General features: G+C 66.6%; 20 protein-coding genes. 11 read left to right on the top strand and 9 right to left on the bottom strand.

Going from position 1 to position 17,728, the window contains the following annotated elements; all coding sequences use genetic code 11:
* The first annotated feature begins 3 nt into the window (after positions 1-3).
* From AC1Z32_RS29880 to AC1Z32_RS29905, 6 genes are read left to right on the top strand one after another with little or no spacing between them, the layout of a single operon-like run.
* On the top strand, positions 4-972 hold the full coding sequence (locus tag AC1Z32_RS29880) for a serine/threonine-protein kinase (protein ID WP_483482440.1): 969 nt from the start codon (positions 4-6) through the stop codon (positions 970-972).
* 50 nt (positions 973-1,022) lie between these two features.
* The gene (locus AC1Z32_RS29885; RefSeq protein ID WP_483482441.1) at positions 1,023-1,640 is read left to right on the top strand and encodes a hypothetical protein; all 618 of its coding nucleotides are present in this window, start codon (positions 1,023-1,025) and stop codon (positions 1,638-1,640) included.
* Positions 1,641-1,688: 48 nt separating this feature from the next.
* Complete coding sequence (locus AC1Z32_RS29890) at positions 1,689-2,120, top strand: hypothetical protein (protein ID WP_483482442.1); 432 nt, start codon at positions 1,689-1,691, stop codon at positions 2,118-2,120.
* A gap of 4 nt (positions 2,121-2,124) precedes the next feature.
* Entirely contained in the window at positions 2,125-3,276 is a 1,152-nt protein-coding gene (locus tag AC1Z32_RS29895) for a S41 family peptidase (protein WP_483482443.1), read from the top strand.
* A gap of 3 nt (positions 3,277-3,279) precedes the next feature.
* Positions 3,280-4,602 carry a serine/threonine protein kinase gene (locus AC1Z32_RS29900; protein ID WP_483482444.1) on the top strand — a complete coding sequence of 441 codons (1,323 nt, stop codon included), beginning with the start codon at positions 3,280-3,282 and terminating at the stop codon, positions 4,600-4,602.
* A gap of 22 nt (positions 4,603-4,624) precedes the next feature.
* Positions 4,625-5,014 carry a DUF4280 domain-containing protein gene (locus AC1Z32_RS29905; protein WP_483482445.1) on the top strand — a complete coding sequence of 130 codons (390 nt, stop codon included), beginning with the start codon at positions 4,625-4,627 and terminating at the stop codon, positions 5,012-5,014.
* A 63-nt stretch (positions 5,015-5,077) separates the two neighbouring features.
* Here the strand turns inward: AC1Z32_RS29905 and AC1Z32_RS29910 are convergent, their stop codons facing one another.
* Complete coding sequence (locus AC1Z32_RS29910) at positions 5,078-6,385, bottom strand: NAD(P)/FAD-dependent oxidoreductase (RefSeq protein ID WP_483482446.1); 1,308 nt, start codon at positions 6,383-6,385, stop codon at positions 5,078-5,080.
* 15 nt (positions 6,386-6,400) lie between these two features.
* The gene (locus tag AC1Z32_RS29915; protein ID WP_483482447.1) at positions 6,401-6,598 is read right to left on the bottom strand and encodes a hypothetical protein; all 198 of its coding nucleotides are present in this window, start codon (positions 6,596-6,598) and stop codon (positions 6,401-6,403) included.
* A gap of 138 nt (positions 6,599-6,736) precedes the next feature.
* Between AC1Z32_RS29915 and gcvA the strand changes: the two genes are divergently transcribed.
* Positions 6,737-7,657, top strand: a complete 921-nt coding sequence (gene gcvA, locus AC1Z32_RS29920; protein WP_483482448.1) for a transcriptional regulator GcvA — start codon at positions 6,737-6,739, stop codon at positions 7,655-7,657.
* Between the two features lie 22 nt (positions 7,658-7,679).
* Here gcvA and dhaK read toward each other — a convergent pair whose 3' ends face one another.
* The 3 genes from dhaK to AC1Z32_RS29935 all read right to left on the bottom strand — a co-directional run bounded on the left by dhaK (position 7,680) and on the right by AC1Z32_RS29935 (position 9,618).
* Positions 7,680-8,669: a dihydroxyacetone kinase subunit DhaK gene (gene dhaK, locus AC1Z32_RS29925; protein WP_483482449.1), complete on the bottom strand. Its 990-nt coding sequence runs from the start codon at positions 8,667-8,669 to the stop codon at positions 7,680-7,682.
* A gap of 21 nt (positions 8,670-8,690) precedes the next feature.
* Positions 8,691-9,329, bottom strand: a complete 639-nt coding sequence (gene dhaL, locus AC1Z32_RS29930) for a dihydroxyacetone kinase subunit DhaL (RefSeq protein WP_483482450.1) — start codon at positions 9,327-9,329, stop codon at positions 8,691-8,693.
* 64 nt (positions 9,330-9,393) lie between these two features.
* Entirely contained in the window at positions 9,394-9,618 is a 225-nt protein-coding gene (locus AC1Z32_RS29935; protein ID WP_483482451.1) for a hypothetical protein, read from the bottom strand.
* A 134-nt stretch (positions 9,619-9,752) separates the two neighbouring features.
* Here AC1Z32_RS29935 and AC1Z32_RS29940 point away from each other — a divergent pair, with 134 nt between their 5' ends.
* Positions 9,753-11,357 (top strand): Na+/H+ antiporter, encoded by a 1,605-nt coding sequence (locus tag AC1Z32_RS29940; protein ID WP_483482452.1) that lies wholly within the window; start codon positions 9,753-9,755, stop codon positions 11,355-11,357.
* A gap of 17 nt (positions 11,358-11,374) precedes the next feature.
* On the opposite strand, the gene AC1Z32_RS29945 is transcribed toward AC1Z32_RS29940, so the two are convergent.
* Positions 11,375-12,808, bottom strand: a complete 1,434-nt coding sequence (locus AC1Z32_RS29945; RefSeq protein ID WP_483482453.1) for a hypothetical protein — start codon at positions 12,806-12,808, stop codon at positions 11,375-11,377.
* 490 nt (positions 12,809-13,298) lie between these two features.
* Complete coding sequence (locus AC1Z32_RS29950; RefSeq protein WP_483482454.1) at positions 13,299-14,087, bottom strand: TerC family protein; 789 nt, start codon at positions 14,085-14,087, stop codon at positions 13,299-13,301.
* A 144-nt stretch (positions 14,088-14,231) separates the two neighbouring features.
* Here AC1Z32_RS29950 and AC1Z32_RS29955 point away from each other — a divergent pair, with 144 nt between their 5' ends.
* A complete protein-coding gene (locus tag AC1Z32_RS29955; protein ID WP_483482455.1) occupies positions 14,232-15,113 on the top strand; it encodes a LysR family transcriptional regulator in 882 nt (293 codons plus the stop codon).
* Between the two features lie 73 nt (positions 15,114-15,186).
* Positions 15,187-15,630, top strand: a complete 444-nt coding sequence (locus tag AC1Z32_RS29960; protein ID WP_483482456.1) for an HPF/RaiA family ribosome-associated protein — start codon at positions 15,187-15,189, stop codon at positions 15,628-15,630.
* Positions 15,631-15,666: 36 nt separating this feature from the next.
* Here AC1Z32_RS29960 and AC1Z32_RS29965 read toward each other — a convergent pair whose 3' ends face one another.
* A complete protein-coding gene (locus AC1Z32_RS29965) occupies positions 15,667-15,975 on the bottom strand; it encodes a DUF3574 domain-containing protein (protein WP_483482457.1) in 309 nt (102 codons plus the stop codon).
* Between the two features lie 238 nt (positions 15,976-16,213).
* Positions 16,214-16,453, bottom strand: a complete 240-nt coding sequence (locus AC1Z32_RS29970) for a hypothetical protein (RefSeq protein ID WP_483482458.1) — start codon at positions 16,451-16,453, stop codon at positions 16,214-16,216.
* A gap of 269 nt (positions 16,454-16,722) precedes the next feature.
* Between AC1Z32_RS29970 and AC1Z32_RS29975 the strand changes: the two genes are divergently transcribed.
* Positions 16,723-17,727: a hypothetical protein gene (locus AC1Z32_RS29975; protein ID WP_483482459.1), complete on the top strand. Its 1,005-nt coding sequence runs from the start codon at positions 16,723-16,725 to the stop codon at positions 17,725-17,727.
* The last annotated feature ends 1 nt before the right edge of the window (position 17,728 follow it).

Raw genomic sequence — 17,728 nt, forward strand, 5'->3', positions numbered from 1 at the left:
ATCATGAGTTTTCGCAGCGGACAACACGTCGGCGCTTACGTGATCGACGGCCTGCTCGGCCGGGGCGGCATGGCGAGCGTCTGGCGCGCGCGGGACAAGCGGCACGGCGATCAGGTGGCGATCAAGATCATCGCGGATTCGGACGGCGGCGGGCAGTTCGCCGACCGCTTCATCGGCGAGATCCGGCATCACGCGAGCCTGCGTCATCCGAACATCGTCCGGGTTCGCGAGGTGTTCAGCGTCGCGGGCCAGCCGTGCATGGTGATGGATCTGGCAGCGGGCGGCTCGCTCGCGGGACTGCTGGAGAAGAGCCCGCAGCACCGTCTGCCGGTCGCGACCGCGCTGCCGATCATCACCGAGATCCTCGGGGCGCTCGACTACGCGCATCGGCAGAGCATGGTGCATCGCGATGTCAAGCCGTCGAACGTGCTGCTGGATCAATCGCATCAGCATGCGTTCCTGTCCGATTTCGGCATCGCGCTGGCGGTCGGCGAGAAGCGGCTCACGCAATTCGGAAGCTCGGTCGGCACGAGCGCGTACATGAGCCCCGAGCAGATTCGCGCGACCGGCACGATCGATTACCGGTCCGATGTGTACAGCATCGGCTGCGTGCTGTACGAAGCGCTGACCGGCCGGCCGCCCTTCGTGGCCGAAGGCGCGGACAACGAGAACGACGACGCGGCCCTCGCCGCCGTGCTCTCGATGCACTTGAGCGCCGCGCCGCTGCCGCCGAAGCAGCGCGTGCCCGGCATCCCGGCGCACGTGAACGCGCTCATCATGCGCGCGCTGGAGAAGGACCCGGCGCGCCGCATTCCCGGCTGCGCCGAGTTCGCGAAGCGCCTCGCCGGCGGCGGCGACGGCGGCGGCCACGAGGTGCGCGCGGGCCTGCTCGGCTCGCCGATGCGCATCGCGATGACGGCGTTCGTGTTGGCGGTGATCGTCGCGGGCGTGGTGATCGTCATGAGCGGATGAACCTTCCTGCGGTGCAGGACGGATGCCTTTGAAAAATTCAGGAGCACGCAATGTTTCGGATCGTTTTCTTAAGCTTGCTCGCCGCGCTGACCGCGGCTTGCGCCACGCCTCAGCAGAACGCGGCGCTCGAATGCGGCGCGGGCGGCGCCATCGCGGCCGTGCTCCTGTGCAAGATCGCGGGCGGCGACACGGGAAAATGCGCGGCGATCGCCGCCGGCGTCGGCGTGATAGGCGGCGCCGGCTGCTATGCCTATTCCGACAAGATGGCCAAGCGTCAGAAAGAACTCGAGGGCCATGAGAACGATCTCGATGCGCGCCTCAAGTACGTCAAGGATGTGAACAGCGATACCGCCGCGTACAACGAACAACTCACGAAGGACGTCGGCACGGCGAAGCAGAAGACCGATGACCTCGTCGCGCAGATGCGGCAGAAGACGGTCGACCAGCAGAAGCTCGCCGATCAGCGCAAGGCGCTCGACACGCAGATCAGACTGGCCGGCGACAACATCGCGCTGCAACGCAAGCAGCTCAGTTCGATGCGCACGTTCCAGGCGCAGCAGACCGTGAAGTCGCAAGAACTGTCCGCGGAGATCCAGCGTCAGCAGATGCTGCTTGCGGAGACCGAGCGCGAGACCAGCGCCCTCGCGGCGCAGCGGCAACGCATCTAGCGCGACGAACAACGAATGGAAACCGCCATGCCAGCACCATGCAGATCGATGATGTTCGCTTCCCTGCTGATCTCGGCGCTCGCGGGCTGCACGCTCGTCGAGCAGAACAGGCAAATCGATGCCACGCAGGGGCGCATCGACACGAAGACCGTGCAGCTCACGCAGGCCGAGCAGGAACAGGCCGCGCTCCAGCAGCAGATGCAGGCGATCAGCGCCGATCTGCACCAGAAGCAGATGAGCAACAAGGACCTCGAACGGCGGCTCGCGAAGCTGCAGACCGCCAACCAGCAGGCGGCCACCGACAACGACGCGCAGCGCGCCCGCAAGCGCAAGCTCGATGCGGAACTGACCCAGGACCGCGCGGCGCTCGCGGCGCTCTCGCAGAACACGACGATGGACCCAGCCGAGCAGCAGCGCAAGATCGATCAATTGAAAGCCGACATCAAGAAGCGGCTGGAGCTGCTCTCGCAGATGAAGTAGCACGGTGAACCGCTCCTCGCGTCCGCTCAGGATCACGACGACCACCGCGCGCCGTGCGCTGGCGGCGCTCGCGGCAGCGCTTCTCGCCTGCGCGTGCGGCCAGACTGCCGACGACAGCGGCGCGCGCCACCCGGAAAACGCCGACGCCGCGGCGCGCCTCCTTGCCGACGCGCTCGCGGTGATCGCGCGGAAGGCGGCGTTCGCTCCCGCTGACAGCAGGCAGATCGTCGCGCGGATGCTGAGCGATTACCTCGGCGCCGAAGATCCGTACTCGGGTTTCATGACCCGCGACGAATACGCGAAATATCGGGAGCTTTCGAAAGGATCTTATGGCGGCATCGCCATGGACCTCGAACGGCGCCATTCCGGCGAGACGATCTGCTATCCCTACGCGCACGGCCCCGCCGAGCGTGCGGGCATCGAGGCGGGCGAACGGCTCGTATCGATCGACGGCACGCCCGTCGCGGGCAAGCCGCTGCCGGTGCTCGCCGCGCTCGCAACCGGCGCGGCGGGCACGCAAGTGCTTCTGCAGATCGCCGACGCGAAGGGCGCGACACGGACCGTGAGCGTGACGCGCGCGCGCGTCGACTCGCCCACGCTCACGCTCGACACGGCGGGCTCGCTCCAGGTCATCCGGATCGCGCGGTTCGCGCCGAACACGCGCCCGGAGGTCGAAGCCTTGCTGGCGCGCTGGGATGCGAAGCGTCCCGTCGTGTTCGACCTGCGCGGCTGCGGCGGCGGCGACTTCTACGCCGCCGTCGATACCGCAATGCTCTTTCTCGACAAGGGCGCGCCGATCGTGACGGTCACCGGCCGCGAAGGCGCGCGCCTCTATGCGAGCACGCTCGACAAAACGCCGCCCGCGCGCACACCGTACCTGTGGCAGGACGAAGCCACCGCCAGCGCGGCGGAGGTGTTCATCGCCGCGCTCACCGGCAACGGGCGCGGCGTCTCGATCGGCACGCCGAGCGCCGGCAAAGGCAGCAGGCAGGACATCTTCGAGCTGGCCGACGGCTCCGCGCTGATCCTGACCACGGGCTATCTCACCGCGCCCCGGGGTCTCGCCTTCAACGGCCGCGGCCTCACGCCGATGAAAGCGCTCGCGCCCGGCGCGGGCACGGCCGCGTTCGCGAGCGCCACCCCTTCGACGGAGTGATTCATGCGAGACGACGACAGTTTGATCGGCAGAACCATTCGTTCGAACATCTTCATCGAGAAGAAGCTCGGCGAAGGCGGCATGGGGCGCGTCTATCTCGCGCACAACATCGAGATTCCGGACCGCAAATACGCCGTCAAGGTGCTCAAGCCCGAACTCACGCGCGATCCGAGCTTCACCCAGCGGTTCTACGAGGAAGCGTGCCATCAGGCCGAGCTCGATCATCCGAACATCGTGCGGATGCTCGACTATTTCCATATCGGCGACGAATATTTCCTGATCCTCGAATACGTCGACGGCCAGGCGCTCTCCGATCTCGTCGACAGCAAGGGCGGGCGCGGACTGCCCGAGAAGCAGGCGCTGTCGATCATCGTCGGCGTGCTGGCCGGGCTCGACTTCGCGCATCAGCGAGCGATCGTGCATCGCGATGTCAAGTCGTCGAACGTGCTCGTGGACCGCGAAGGCCGCGCGCGCCTCACCGACTTCGGCATCGCGATGCGCGCGGCGGGTCTCGCCCGCACGCCGGAAGGCCGCGTCATCGGCACGCCCGAATACATGAGCCCGGAGCAGTTGCGCGACAGCGGCGCGATCGACCATAGATCGGATGTCTATTCGGCGGGCGTGATCCTCTTCGAGATGCTCGCGGGCAAGCTGCCGTTTCAGGGCGCGTCGTTTCAGACGGTGCAGGCGCAGCAGTTGACGAGCCCCGTGCCCGATCCGCGCGCCGCCAATCCGAAGATCAGGCGCCGCGTCGCGGACATGGTGAAGCGCGCGCTGCAGAAGAGCCCGGTGGACCGCTATCAGGGCTGCATGCAGTTCATCCGGGCGATCGAGGCGTATCAGCGCAGAGGCATCTGGAAGTACTACATGGTGGCGGCGAGCGTATTGGTGGCCGCGGGCATCTACGCGGGCCTTTCGATGATCCGCGACATTCCGCTCATCAACGACGCCGTGCGCACGACTTCGCACGACTTCAATCTGTTCTGCCGCGAGCAGCAGAACGTCGTCAACAACACGCGGCTCAAGCGCATCGCGGACGCCGAGGGGCTGTCCGGCACGTCCGATCTGTTCGCGAAGCGTATCGGCGCGAGCGCCGCCACGATGGATGCGAGCGTGAAGGAATATCGCAGCGTGATCCAGCACATGACGAAGTTCAACTCGTGGACGCTCGCGCGCGTGCTGAAGCAGGCCGATCCCGAGCCGAGCACGGCCGCCGTGCGGCCCGTGCTGCAGGCCGACTACAACCGTTTCGCGGCGCACGGCGAGCTGCCCACCCGCGACTCGATGCTCGCGCGTTGCGGGCCGCTCGGCTGGGTCACGCAATGAGGAACGTTAGAGGAGTCCAACCATGGCACAGCAAGTCAAAATGGGAGCCATGCTCCAGTGCACCTTCGGCATGGCGCCCGCCACGCTCACGGTTCTGCCTGTCAATCGCGTGAATGCCGAGGGCGCGCCCGCCGCGAATATCCAGGATCATGTGCCGCTCGTGAACATCGGCTCGTTCGGCGCGTGCATGTCGATCGCGAATCCCGCCGTGGCGAGCGCGACCGCGGCCGCGCTGGGCGTGCTCACGCCGATGCCGTGCATTCCCGCGACCGTCTCGCCGTGGGTGCCCGGCGCGGTGACGGTGCCGATCGGCAACATGCCGGCGCTCGACAACCTCTCGCAATGCATGTGCATGTGGGGCGGCGTGATCACCATCGCGAATCCGGCGACGGTGCGGACCAACGTGCCCTGACGCGGCCATGCGCCGGCAGGAATCGGGCGCGTCCCACGAGCCGGATCGCGCCCGGCGGCAGCATCAATGCAGCTTGACTCTCGGTGCAAGCAAACGCCCGAGCCCCTGCGCCGCAATCGCGAAAACCGTCCGGCGCAACCCCGACACGGCCACCAGATGCTTTCGATACAAAGCCGCGTACATCAGCTTCGCGACGAATCCTTCCACGAAGAACCGGCCGGAGCTGTTGATGCCCGCGACGCTGCCCACTGCGGTCGGCGAGCCCAGCGACACGAGCGAGCCGTGATCGATGTACCTGAATTCACCCACCGGTTCACCCTTCACGCGCGCGCGCAGCGCCTTGAACAGGAACATGGCCTGTTGATGCGCGGCCTGCGCCCGTGGAGGAACCATGACCCCGGCCGTCCATGAGCAGCTCGCGCAATCGCCCAGGGCGAAGATATTCGGATCGGTTTCGCTTTGCAGCGAGCTCGTCACCTTCACCTGGTTGATGTGATTCACGGCAACGCCATCGAGCGATGCCAGCACGCCCGGCGCCTTGATGCCCGCCGCCCAGATCGTGATGTCCGCTGCAATCGTCGCCCCGCCGTCCACTTCGACGCGCTCCGGTCCCACACGCGTGACGGAGGTCAGGACCTTCACGGCGATGCCCATTTTCTCGAGCGTCGCTTGTGTCGTATCGGAGACCCTTTGCGGCAGCGCCGGCAGCACACGGCCGCCTCGTTCCAGGAGCGTGATGCGCATCGCGGCGCGCGGGCTATCGGAAAGCAGCCTGAACTGCCTCAAGGTGTTTTCCATCCGTCGCAGCTCCGCGGCGAGTTCGACGCCCGTCGCGCCTCCGCCGATGATCGCCACGTCCACGGCCTCATGCGCTTCGGTCGCCCCCAGCGCGCGCTTTCTCTGGCAGACCTGGAGCAGCCGTTTGCGCAGCCGCTCGGCCTGCTGCAAGGTGTCGAGCGCGATCGCGTGCTCTTGTGCACCCGGCACGCCGAAGAAATGCGTGCGGCTGCCAAGGGCGAGCACCAGCGTGTCGTATTCGAGGTCGCGCGACGGAAGCACTTCGTCGCCGCCGTCCTCCGCTTCGAGCATCGGGCCGAGCCTGACGCAGCGGCGTTCGCGGTCGAGGCCCGTCATCTCGCCATGAACGAACGTGAAGTGATTCCAGTGCGAGTGCGCCGCGTAGGCGATTTCGTGCGCGTGGGTATCGAGGCTGCCCGTCGCGACTTCATGCAGAAGCGGCTTCCACACGTGCACCGCGCAACGATCGACGAGCGTCACGCGCGCCCGCCCGGTCTTGCCCAGGCGGTTTCCCAGGCGCGTGGCCAGTTCCAGTCCGCCGGCCCCGCCTCCCACAATGACGATGCGATGCATGCGCAGCCCTCCGGTTCAGTTGTAGCCCAGAATGGCGGCCGAATTCGCGTCCGAACGCTCGGGCACGTTGCAGGCCAAGACGGAAACGGGCCCTTCCAGCAGCTTCGAGTACGACGAGCCGCCCGTCTTGTCGACGACGCGCTTCGTCGTTGGACGGTTGCCTTGAACGATGGCCTGGAATGACAATGTGTCGTCGTCGGTGAAGTAGTTCATGTTCTGGTCCGGAGCGTTCTGTTGAGGATCCGATGGCGTCGCCACCGGGATAACGAAGTGTCCGGGCCATTCTCATGGCGCCGATAAAGGTCGGCAAACGATATAAACAATCAACGTTGTGCGTAACAGGAAGGATGTGTGAGACGCAAAATACCCAGCATCGACGCACTCATCGCGTTCGAGGCCGCCGCCCGGCACCTGAGCTTCACGCGTACGGCCGAAGAGCTGTCGCTCACCCAGAGCGCGGTGGGCCGTCAGGTCGCGAGCCTGGAGGAGTATCTCGGGACGCCGCTCTTCAACCGCTTCAAGCGGCGCATCAGCCTCACGGAAGCCGGCGAGCTCTACGCGAAGCGGGTGCGCGAGAACCTGGAGCGGCTTGAGCGGGACACGCTCGCCGCGATGGCGCATCGCAACGCGGGCGGCATCCTGGAGCTCGCAGTCATCCCGACGTTCGCCACGCGCTGGCTCATTCCGAGACTGCCGGCGTTCTACGCCGCCCACGGCGACATCGTCGTCAATCTGACGACGCGAGCCGCGCCGTTCCTGTTCAAGGACACGCCCTTCGATGCCGCCATTCACTTCGGCGACCCGGTCTGGCCCGGCTCGGTGGCCCAGTATCTGTTCGGCGAGGAAATCACCGCCGTCTGCAGCCCGCGATTGCTCGGCGGCAAAGCGAAGCTCGCGCCGCGCGACGTCGCCGGCTTCACCCTGCTGCATCAATCGGCGCGACCGGACGCATGGCGCCAGTGGCTCGCGCAGGCGGCCGTGCATGATGTCGACAGCATGAAGGGTCAGCGATACGAATTGTTTTCGATGTTGGTCGAGGCCGCGAAGGCCGGACTGGGACTGGCGCTCGTGCCCAGATTCCTGGTCGCGCACGAGCTTCGGTCGGGCGAACTGGTGAGACCGTTCGATCTCTCCCTGCCCAGCGACAAGGGCTATTACCTCGTCTATCCCGAGCGCAAGCAGAACTCGCCCTTGCTCAAGACATTCGAGGACTGGCTATTGAACACGGCGCGGGAATACGTCGAATCCTCGAAGCACGAGAGCCGCCGATGATGCGCGGGCTTCACCGCGAGTCTTACATCCCCCAGCGCAACCCCGCCGTATGCACGGGACTATCCCAGTGCCGCGCCATTTCGTCGTCGAGCGCGCAGAGCGTGATCGACGCGCCCGCCATTTCGAGCGATGTCGTCAGCGCGCCCACTTGCGAGCGCGCGACGCTCAGGCCGCGGCCATCGAGCCATGTGCGCGCCGCGTGATAGAGCAGATAGAGCTCCGACAGCGGCGTGCCGCCCAGGCCGTTGACGAAGAGGAGCAGGCGCGCATCGGCTGCGGGCTTCAGATCCTCGACGATCGCCGCAAGCAGCTCATCCGCGATGGCGTTCGCCGTCTCGAACTTCGCGCGCCGGCGGCCCGGCTCGCCGTGAATGCCCACGCCGATTTCGATTTCATCGTCGGCGAGCGTGAAGGTCGGCTTGCCCGCGGCAGGCACCGTGCAGCTCGAAAACGCGACGCCCATCGACGCGATGCGCGCCGCCACGCGTTCACCGAACGCCCTGCACGCCTGCAGATCGGCGCCGGTCTCCGCGAAACTGCCCACGAGCTTCTCGACGATCACCGTGCCCGCGACGCCGCGCCGTCCCGTCGTGAAGCTGGAGTTCTCGACGGCGACGTCGTCGTTGACGAGCACCGATGCGTTCGGCATCTCGCAAAGCTCCGAGGCCATCTCGAAGTTCATCAGATCGCCCGAATAGTTCTTCACGATGAACAGCACGCCCGCGCCGGTGTCCGCCGCCTGCGCCGCGGCCAGCATCTGATCGGGTGTCGGCGACGTGAAGACCTGGCCGGGGCACGCGGCATCGAGCATGCCGTGACCGACGAAGCCGCCATGCAAAGGCTCGTGGCCCGAACCGCCGCCCGAGATGATCGCCACCTTGCCCGGACTGAGCGACTTGCGCACGATGTAGAGCGGCTCGAAGCTGACCGTGACGAGATCCGCATGCGCGGCGGCGAAGCCCGCGAGGCTCTCGCTCAGGTAGTCATCGACGCGATTGATGAACTTCTTCATGTCCCCTGCTCCTCTTTGTGTTCAGGCGTAGTCCCGGGCGAGCTGCGCGCACACCGCCGCGATCATGAGCTGGCTCGAACGCGCGCCCGGATCGATATGGCCGCGCGAGCGCTCGCCGAGAAACGACGCGCGCCCTTTCGTCGCGAGCATGTCGCGCGTTGCGAGCATGCTTTCTTCGGCGACGCGCGGCAATTCGTTCAGGACTTCCTGCTTCGACGCGCCCGCATCGGCCATCGCGGTGAAGCGTCCGGCGACGGGGATGAGCACGTCCATCATCGTCTTGCTGCCGGTGCCCGTCTTGCTGCGCTGGCCGACGGCTTCGACGCCCGCCGCGAACGCGCGTGCGAACGCCGCCACGCCGGCATCGGCCGCATCGCCGGATGCGGTTTTCGCCATGCCGGTCAGCATCGAAAAGAAGAGCGGGCCGGACGAGCCGCCGACGGTCGAGAGCACCTTCGCCGCCGCGAGCTTGAGCGCGGGCGCGAAGGCTTCGGCTTCGATCTGGGCGCGCATGGCGGCGAGCGCATCCATGCCGCGCAACAGGTTGATGATGTGATCGCCGTCGCCGATCGCCTGATCGAGCGAGGCGATTTCGTCGGCATTCGTCTCGAGCGATGCGCGCGCCGCGTCGATGCACGCCATGACCGTCTTGCCGTTCATGCGCCGATCCTCCATTCGCTTGCAGAGTGAACGGAAAGGATACCGCGTCGCCGCACGCCGCGTTTTATCGCGCGGCCGTCTGCTCGCCCTGCGCCGCTTCGGGCGCTTTCGGCGCGATGCCGAAAGCCGCCGCGCTCGCGGCACCGTCCTGCGCGGCAAGCGCGGATGCCGCAGGCACCGGCGCATCCGCGTGATGCGACCTGCCGAAGCTCGCGATATACACCACGGCCGCGACGGCGACGCCCACCAGCACCGCCGCCACCGCCACGCCCGACGACTTTCGTCTCATCTTCCCTCCCTTTCGGATACGATGACCCCGGCTCGCGGCCCGGCCCCGCGTCGATGGTAGCAGCGCGAGGGCGCGAGCCTGCGTGGGCCGCCGCGCATTGCAACACAAGAAAATCACTCAACCGAGGACAATTCATGCACGCCGCCACGGCATTCAATCTGGTGCTCGTCTCGCTGATCGCGATCATCGCGCTCGAAGTGCTCGCCAAGCGGCTGCGGCTGCCGCCCGCTGCCGCGCTGCTCGTCGGCGGTGTCGCGATGGCCTTCGTGCCGGGCCTGCCGCCGTTCGAGCTGAACCCGGAGCTCGTGCTCGTCGTGTTCCTGCCGCCGCTCCTGATGTACGGCGCGTACTTCTTCGTCTGGGACGATTTCAAGCGCAACCTGAGCGGCATCCTGCTGCTCGCGATCGGCGCGGTGGCGTTCACGACGCTCGTCGTCGGCATCGCGGTGCATCTCGTGGTGCCCGCGCTGCCGTGGGCCGCGTGCTTCGCGCTCGGCGCGGTCGTCTCGCCGCCCGACGCCGTCGCCGCGAAAGCGGTGCTCGAGCGCGTCGCGCTGCCGCGCCGTCTCATGGTGCTGCTCGAAGGCGAAAGCCTGCTCAACGATGCGGCCGGCCTCGTGCTCTTCCGTTTCGCGCTCGTGGCCGCGATGAGCGGCGTGTTCAGCGCGCCGCGCGCCGTCGCGAGCTTCGCGGGCCTCGCGATCGGCGGCATCGTCGTCGGGATCGTCGCGGGCTTCATCACGGTGAAGCTGCTGCGCGCGCTCGAGGACGATTACCTCGTCATCACCACGTCGATGCTCGCGTCCTGGGTCAGCTATGTCGCGGGCGAGGAGCTCGGCGTGTCGAGCGTCATCGCGACGGTCACGTGCGGCATGGTGGTGGGCTGGCATCAGCACGAAGTCTTCACCGCCGCGCAGCGCATGCGCGGCACGGCGTTCTGGCAGGTCGTCGTGTTCGTGCTGGAGGCGCTCGTGTTCGTGCTGATCGGGCTGTCGCTGCGCGGCATCGCGCTGCGGCTCGGCGGCGTCGGCGACGCATTCTCGCTGCTCGGCCCCGCGACGGCCGCGGTGATCGCCGTCGTGATCGTGTCGCGCTTCGTGTGGGTGTTCGGCGTCGAAGCCGTGAAATCGGTCGCGTGGACCGTCACCGGCCGCAAGCGCGCACATGGCGATGAAGCCGCCGTCCCCGACTGGCGCGCGGCGACCGTCGTCAGCTGGGCCGGCATGCGCGGCGTGGTGACGCTCGCGGTCGCGCTGTCCATCCCCGAATCGATGCCGGGCCGCGATCTCATCCTGTTCGCCGGTTTCGCGGTGATTCTCGTCACGGTGCTGCTGCAGGGCGCGACGATCGGCCCGCTGATCGCGTGGCTCTCGCTGACGGGCGGGCACGAGCGTTCGTCGCGGCATCTCAGCGAGCCGCAGGCGTGGACGCGCATGGAAGCCGCGCAACTGGCCGCGATTCAGCCGCTCGTGCACGACGCGCAAGGCAACGTGATCCATCCGCGCCTGCTGGAGCAGTACACGTATCGCGCGCAGCTGACGAAGCGTTTCGAGGACATGGAGGAATTCCCGACTGACGCGCGGCACGCGCACTACGACGTCGTGTTAGCCGCGATCGCGGCCGCGCGCGCGGAGTTGCTGCGCATGCATCGCGCCGGTGAGATCCACGACGAGCTGTTGCACTCGCTGGAGCACGATCTCGATCTTCAGGAGATCATCGCGCTGCATTCGCGCGGCTGAACGAAGCCGGGCGCGCCTCAGGCATCGGCGTCGGCGTCGCGCTGCATCCATGCGGAGGCGGTCACGCTCGCGCGCCCGTTGTTCCTCAGGCGAACGAGCCACTCGCCCGCGCTCGCGCGGCGCATGCCGCTGCGCGTCGATGTCGGCGCGAGCGCGAGGAGGATCATGTGCCCATCGCCGCGCGCGCCCCGGCCCAGATGCACGACGGTGCAGATCGCGTCGACACCGCGCGTGTACGTGCCGATTTCGCCGAGCGTGAGCCATGGGCTCGCGATGCCGCCGGGGGGCACGATCTGCACGTCGATGCCCGGTGCGCCGCCGTCGCTTGCGAGCCAGATTTCCGCGAGACTCGGCGATGAAGCATGCGCGCGCACCGGCCAGCGCAATTCGGACAGCGCGTGCTCCGCGAGCGTCAGCACGCCGCGGCAGCGCGACAGATCCGCGTTGCCGGACGGCAGCACGACGGAGCAGGCGCCGGTGTCCATCAGTTCGTCGAGCGCGCTTTCGATGAGCGAGCTGCCGTCCGGCTGCCATGCCGCATTGCCCGCACTCATGCTTACGAGCGCATGACAAGCCGCGCCGCCGATGTCCTGCGCGCGTTGCACGATATAGCGCACGGCATCGAGCATGGTGGCGTCGGAAGAAGGGCCCAATGCGTCGCGCATCGTGCGGGTGCGTTTCCCGAGCTGCACGCCGATCATCGGCAAGGGCGCGTCCTGTTCGTCGCCATCTTGCGGCGTGCGCGAAGGATAGTCGAAGGGATACACGCGCGCGCCGCCGGCCGCTTGCGACGCTTCGGCGGACAGACGCGCGTCGTGCAGAAGCGCGTCCATCTGATGTTTGAGCAGCTCGCTTCCATAGCCGAGACCGGCAGCGGAATCGGCTGCATCGTTCTGATTCCAGAAGCATTGAAAGCGCGTGCGCGCCGGGGATTTCGCTTCGGCAAATCGCGGATGCGCGAACGCGAGATCCTCGTCGATCACGCCGACGATCGCGTTGCCGGACTCCGCGCGCATTGGCGCGGGCCCGAGTGGCAGCGGGCTCACGGGGACATCGGCATGCGGGGTAACCGCCATGGTTTCCGTGAAGCGCTCGAACCGGCCCGCGAGATCGGTGCCGAGTCGCGCGTAGAACTCGCGCGTTATCTGCGCGGTGCAGAAGCGCGTCGCATCGAGCGCGGGCGGCGGATCGCGATACATGGCCGGCATCCAGATCCAGTCGTGCCATGCGTTGCGCTCGATCGTCTGCGCGAATTGCCTGGCGGTCTCGCCGCCCTGCTTCATCTCGATCGCGATCGGAATACGGCCGCGCGGCATGCCGCCGAGGTCGCGATAATGCGTCGCGTTGGCCCACACGCTATACGGATCGATCCGTGTGACGGATGCGAGCGCTTGCGGCGCGATGGGTCCGAAGCCGTCGCTCGCCGTGCGGATCTCCCAATGCGGGCTCATTTCCCCTCCTGTTGCCTGCGTTCCGAGGGAGCGAGGACCGCGGCCTTTGCGCCTGACCGATCACGTTATTTCCGACGATGATTGATCGCAGCGACTACGCCATGCGCCTTCCTTCAGCTTAATATTTCGGGAACCGAAATGAATGAGGCGTCGGATATTGCATAACGTAGCGACTTGCCGGGGGAGACGCAAGGCTAATTCCCGCTCGGGCGGGGGCGGAGCGCGGGACGGCGAGCGGCGGGGACCAGATAGGCGAATGGTCATTTCGTATGAGGACGGGAGCGGGATTCTTCTGTCGCTGTGCGTTGACAGGTCGCGGCAGACGTGTTTGGCTCGACAGCGCGCCGGCAACGAAAACGCTCCAATGCTTTCAGGCAAGAACCCGACGTCATCTATTGCCGACTCACGTTCAGTTCACCGCAGTGATCGAGTATCACGCGGGCCTTTCGTTCGAATTGCGTCGGTTTCCTCTGCCGCGATTCATGTTCCCTCACCCCGACACGCCATCGAACCCCGCGCGGTCTTGCTTCTGCGCACCAACTTCCCTCTTGCCCTTCCCGCGCCGGGCCAGCAGATTCAACCCTTCGACAAACCCCGCAAAGCCCATCGCCGCATAGATATATCCCTTCGGCACGTGCGTGCCGAAACCTTCGGCGATCAGCGTCATCGCGATCACGAGCAGGAACGAAAGCGCGAGCGTCACGACCGTCGGATTGCGTTCGATGAAGCGCGACAGCGGTTGCGCGGCGAACAGCATGGTCGCGACCGCGAAGATGACCGCAATGAACATGATCGGCAGATGCTCGGTCATGCCGACCGCGGTGATGATGCTGTCGACGGAAAACACGAGGTCGAGCAGCAGGATCTGGCCGATCGCGGCCCACGCCGTCATGCTGCCCACGCTCGACGCGACGCCCGGCACCTCGTCGGCATCCCTTCTGACGTGATGGTGCATCTCCTTGGTCGACTTCCAGACGAGAAACAGGCCACCCGCCAGCAGAATGATGTCGCGCCACGAAAAGGCGTGATCGAACACGGCGAACACCGGCTCGGTCAGCCGCGCGATCCACGCGACGGTGCCAAGCAGCGCGAGCCGCATCACCAGCGCGAGCATGATGCCGATGCGCTGCGTGCGCGCGCGTTGCGCGACGGGCAGCTTGTTGCTCAGAATCGAGATGAAGACGAGATTGTCGATGCCGAGCACGACTTCCATCACGATCAGCGTGACGAGCGCGGCCCACACGGCGGGATCGGCTGCAAGCGAGAGTAGATATTCCATGAGCAGGGAAGCGTTCGATTGACGGGAAGTATCGCGTCATGATCGGCGCATCGTGCGCTCGTAAAAATCAGCGATAATCGAAGGCAAACTTCGGTTTTTTCGAAGCATCATCCGAACCGGCGAAACCGCGAGGACTCGGCGCGCATGCTCAACTATCGTCATCTGCACTATTTCTGGGTCGTCGTGAAGGAAGGGGGCTTCGCGCGCGCGGCGGAGCGGCTCGACATGGCCGTGCAGACCATCAGCGCACAGGTGCGCGAGCTGGAGAAAGCGCTCGGCCATCAGTTGCTCAAGCCCGCCGGACGCGGCGTCACGATGACGGAAGCAGGACAGGCCGCCTTCGCGCGCGCCGAGGAAATCTTTCAGATCGGCCAGCTGATCCAGGACGAAGTGCGCGAGGCGGCGAGCGGCACGCTCGCGCGTCTCGCTGTCGGATTGTCGGACGGCATCTCCAAGCTCGCGGCGCATGCACTGCTCGCGCCGGTGCTCGGCAATCCGTCGCTGCGTCTGCTCTGTCATGAAGGCGAGACCGACGAACTGCTCGGCGAACTCGCGCTGCACCGGCTCGATCTCGTGCTCGCGAGCCATGCCGCGCCGCACAACCAGAATCTGCGCCTGACGAGCGAACGGCTGGTCGCATCGCCCGTCGACTGGTACGGGCCCGCTTCGCTCGTGCGCAGAAGCGCGATCGACCAGTTCCCGCAGTGTCTCGCCGCACTGCCGATCCTTCTGCCGACGGGCCATTCGTCGCTGCGCGCCCGGCTCGACCGCTGGCTGGAGGCCCAAGGCATCGCGCCGCGCATCGTCGGCGAATTCGAGGACAGCGCGCTGATGGCCGTATTCGGCGCGCGCGGGCTCGGCGTGTTTCCGCTGGCGGAATTCGGCGCCGGCGATGCGCCGCTGTTGCGCGGCCTGCGCCGGCTCGGCCGTTCGCCCGACGTGAAAGAGGAAGTGCACGCGATCGTCTCGCGGCGCGGACGGCATCATCCATTGACACAACAGGTGCTCGCGCGAGCGGCGCAATAACTTCGGTTTTTACGAAGTTCGTGTCCCGTTCGTTCTGCTTTTTCGCAGTGCGCGGAGGCCTTACGCTGACTCCATGTTCAACGAGGAGGCGTCAATGAAAGTCCTGTTCAAGTCCCGCGACCCCGAAGCCATTGCGATGCACGAGCTCGCGCAGGCGCGCAGCGAATTCGTCTTTCGCCGCCTCGCGTGGCTGATCTCGAAGGCCACCGTGAGCCTGTCCGACATCAACGGGCCGCGTGGCGGCGTCGACAAGCGGTGTCAGGTCGAGGTGCAGGTGAACCGGGAGAACAAGGTCGTGGCCACTTCGATCGCGCGCGACTGGCGCGGCGCCATCGACCTCGCGCTCGCCCGCGCCGTGCGCACGCTGGTGCGCCGCCGACAGAACGTCAAGCCGACGCGCCGTGTCCGCGCGCGCGGCCTTGCGTGGCAGCTCGCACCCGAGCCCGAGCCGGCGCTGCAGGCGGCGGTCGCGCCGCGCGTGCGGATGCTGCGAAGGCTCGCGAGCTACGGCGCGTGAGCAGCCGGGCGTGCGCGCGTGCGCAGGCCCCGTTCCCTAGAACGATGCGCACGCGCCCTGCCTGAGCCGCATCGTCGACTCCTGCTCGAAGCGCGTCCTATAGCGCTCGCGGATTTCGCCGATGGCGCGGTCGCTGGCTTCGTCGCCGGGATGCGCGACGTTCAGCACATACGATGCCTCGCGCACGATGGAGCCATCCGCGGCGCGCCACTGCCCGCTCGCCCGCCACACGCTGAAGCCTTGCGGGAAACGCGGCGTAACATCGACGCGCAAAAAATCGTCCCATTCCGTTTGCGTCACGTCGCCCTGCGCGCGTCCCGTGCCGAAATAGACGACGTCGCTCACGACGCGCTGCTCGCCCGTTCGACACATCGGTCCGGCCGACGTCGCGCATGCCGATAGCATCGCGGCGAGGAGCCCCATCGAAATCGTTCGATATCCGAACATGGCTGCGATGAAATGAGCGACGAACGCATGCCCCGCGCATTGATTGCCGTCGAGCAACTGTCGAGGCGATCGGCGGTCGTCGCGGGTGTCGTCGCGGGTGTCGTCGCGTGTGTCGTCCGTGAACCCGTCAGCAATATCAGCCCGACACCGCGACACGCGGCCCCCGCCCGGCGAGGCCGCCGTCGAGTTCCGCCTTGGCGTATTCGATCGCGAAGGATTCGGCGGCGTGCGCCGTCGGAAATGCGCGAAAAGGCCCGAGCGCGCGCCGCACGCCGCCAGGCCGCTCGATGAGAAGCGTCGCGACGAACTCGCCGGCCAGGTGCCGGACGATGACCGAAATCTCGCAACCTCGATATTCGACTGGAGTGGAGTCCATCGCTGACCTCGCTTGCATGAATGGACGGGAGCATGCAGACAATCTACGCAAGGCTCGCCAACTACGTAACCCCGCGTGTGAGTGGCTGCGAACGTAGGCCGAACGATTGTCGGTTCCGGCTGCCGCGGAAAAGTCCCGCAAACGTTTGACACCGCACATTGCAGTGTCCGAAACGAGATCGATTTCGTGCAGAAATTTTTCTAAGCCGCTATTCTCGGACGGACGGCCTACGGCAACGACGCCGAGATCCCGCAACTCGGGTTCACAGAATGACAGCCAGCAAGAAAGAACGGCATTGCAGAACCGCCGCCTGGGTGATCGCCTGCGCCGCGCTCGGCTGCGCGAGCAAGGCGGCTCACGCGCAGGAGTTCTCCCTGCTCGGCGGCGCGCTCAAGAGCGGCGGCCAGAACACGTACTCCTGGGAAGCGAACTATCGCGAAGGGCTCGGACGCTATGCCGCCTGGAGCTTTTCGTGGCTGAACGAAGGGCATATCCCGGATCACCACCGTGACGGACAAGCCTTGCAGCTCTGGGGGCGCCTGCCGCTCCAGGGCGACCGGCTGGAGCTGTCGGCGGGCGCGGGGCCGTATCGGTATTTCGACACGAGCCAGGCGCGGGCCGGCGGCGACTATTCGAACACGCACGGCTGGGGCGCCATGTTCACGCTGCGTGCGGCGTATTACTTCGATAACCGATGGATCGGCGAGATGAAGCTGAACCGCGTGCAGGCGTTCGGCGGCCCCGACACCACCGCGCTGCTCTTCGGCATCGGCTATCAGCTCGACGCGCCCGAGGGCCCCGGACCGCGCGCGCGCCCCGTGCCGCGCACGACGAAGGTCACCAGCAACGAAGTCACGGTGATGCTCGGCACGACGATCCTCAACAGTCCCGATTCGGAAACGAACCTGGCGGAGAGCATCGAGTACCGTCGCGGACTATGGGAATACGTCGATCTCACCGCGTCGTATCTGCACGAGGGCGGGCACGAGCAGTCGCGCCGCGACGGCGTCGCCGCGCAGATCTGGGCGACGCGCGCGTTCTTCGACGACAAGCTCACGCTCGGCGCCGGCATCGGCCCGTATCTGTCGATCACGCAAAACGACGACCTGCCGCAGAACCGCACCGGCGATGGCCGCTTCTCCGGCCTGGTATCGGTATCGGCGAGTTACCGCTTCACGGATCGCTGGCTCGCGCGCGTCACTTGGAACCGCATGATCACGCGCTATGACCGCGATTCGGACATCATCGAGGCGGGCTTCGGCGTGCGTTTCTAGC

The sequence above is a fragment of the Caballeronia sp. 11_S32 genome, assembly GCF_056930355.1.

Bases quoted from the DNA above. Each gene is read 5' to 3' on its own strand.
- AC1Z32_RS29945 (WP_483482453.1), bottom strand. From the start codon at position 12,808: ATGAGCCCGCATTGGGAGATCCGCACGGCGAGCGACGGCTTCGGACCC.
- AC1Z32_RS29935 (WP_483482451.1), bottom strand. From the start codon at position 9,618: ATGAGACGAAAGTCGTCGGGCGTGGCGGTGGCGGCGGTGCTGGTGGGC.
- AC1Z32_RS29905 (WP_483482445.1), top strand. From the start codon at position 4,625: ATGGCACAGCAAGTCAAAATGGGAGCCATGCTCCAGTGCACCTTCGGC.
- AC1Z32_RS29900 (WP_483482444.1), top strand. From the start codon at position 3,280: ATGCGAGACGACGACAGTTTGATCGGCAGAACCATTCGTTCGAACATC.
- AC1Z32_RS29910 (WP_483482446.1), bottom strand. From the start codon at position 6,385: ATGCATCGCATCGTCATTGTGGGAGGCGGGGCCGGCGGACTGGAACTG.
- AC1Z32_RS29915 (WP_483482447.1), bottom strand. From the start codon at position 6,598: ATGAACTACTTCACCGACGACGACACATTGTCATTCCAGGCCATCGTT.
- AC1Z32_RS29940 (WP_483482452.1), top strand. From the start codon at position 9,753: ATGCACGCCGCCACGGCATTCAATCTGGTGCTCGTCTCGCTGATCGCG.
- AC1Z32_RS29975 (WP_483482459.1), top strand. From the start codon at position 16,723: ATGACAGCCAGCAAGAAAGAACGGCATTGCAGAACCGCCGCCTGGGTG.
- AC1Z32_RS29960 (WP_483482456.1), top strand. From the start codon at position 15,187: ATGTTCAACGAGGAGGCGTCAATGAAAGTCCTGTTCAAGTCCCGCGAC.
- dhaL (WP_483482450.1), bottom strand. From the start codon at position 9,329: ATGAACGGCAAGACGGTCATGGCGTGCATCGACGCGGCGCGCGCATCG.
- AC1Z32_RS29880 (WP_483482440.1), top strand. From the start codon at position 4: ATGAGTTTTCGCAGCGGACAACACGTCGGCGCTTACGTGATCGACGGC.
- AC1Z32_RS29970 (WP_483482458.1), bottom strand. From the start codon at position 16,453: ATGGACTCCACTCCAGTCGAATATCGAGGTTGCGAGATTTCGGTCATC.
- AC1Z32_RS29890 (WP_483482442.1), top strand. From the start codon at position 1,689: ATGATGTTCGCTTCCCTGCTGATCTCGGCGCTCGCGGGCTGCACGCTC.
- AC1Z32_RS29955 (WP_483482455.1), top strand. From the start codon at position 14,232: ATGCTCAACTATCGTCATCTGCACTATTTCTGGGTCGTCGTGAAGGAA.
- dhaK (WP_483482449.1), bottom strand. From the start codon at position 8,669: ATGAAGAAGTTCATCAATCGCGTCGATGACTACCTGAGCGAGAGCCTC.
- AC1Z32_RS29950 (WP_483482454.1), bottom strand. From the start codon at position 14,087: ATGGAATATCTACTCTCGCTTGCAGCCGATCCCGCCGTGTGGGCCGCG.
- AC1Z32_RS29885 (WP_483482441.1), top strand. From the start codon at position 1,023: ATGTTTCGGATCGTTTTCTTAAGCTTGCTCGCCGCGCTGACCGCGGCT.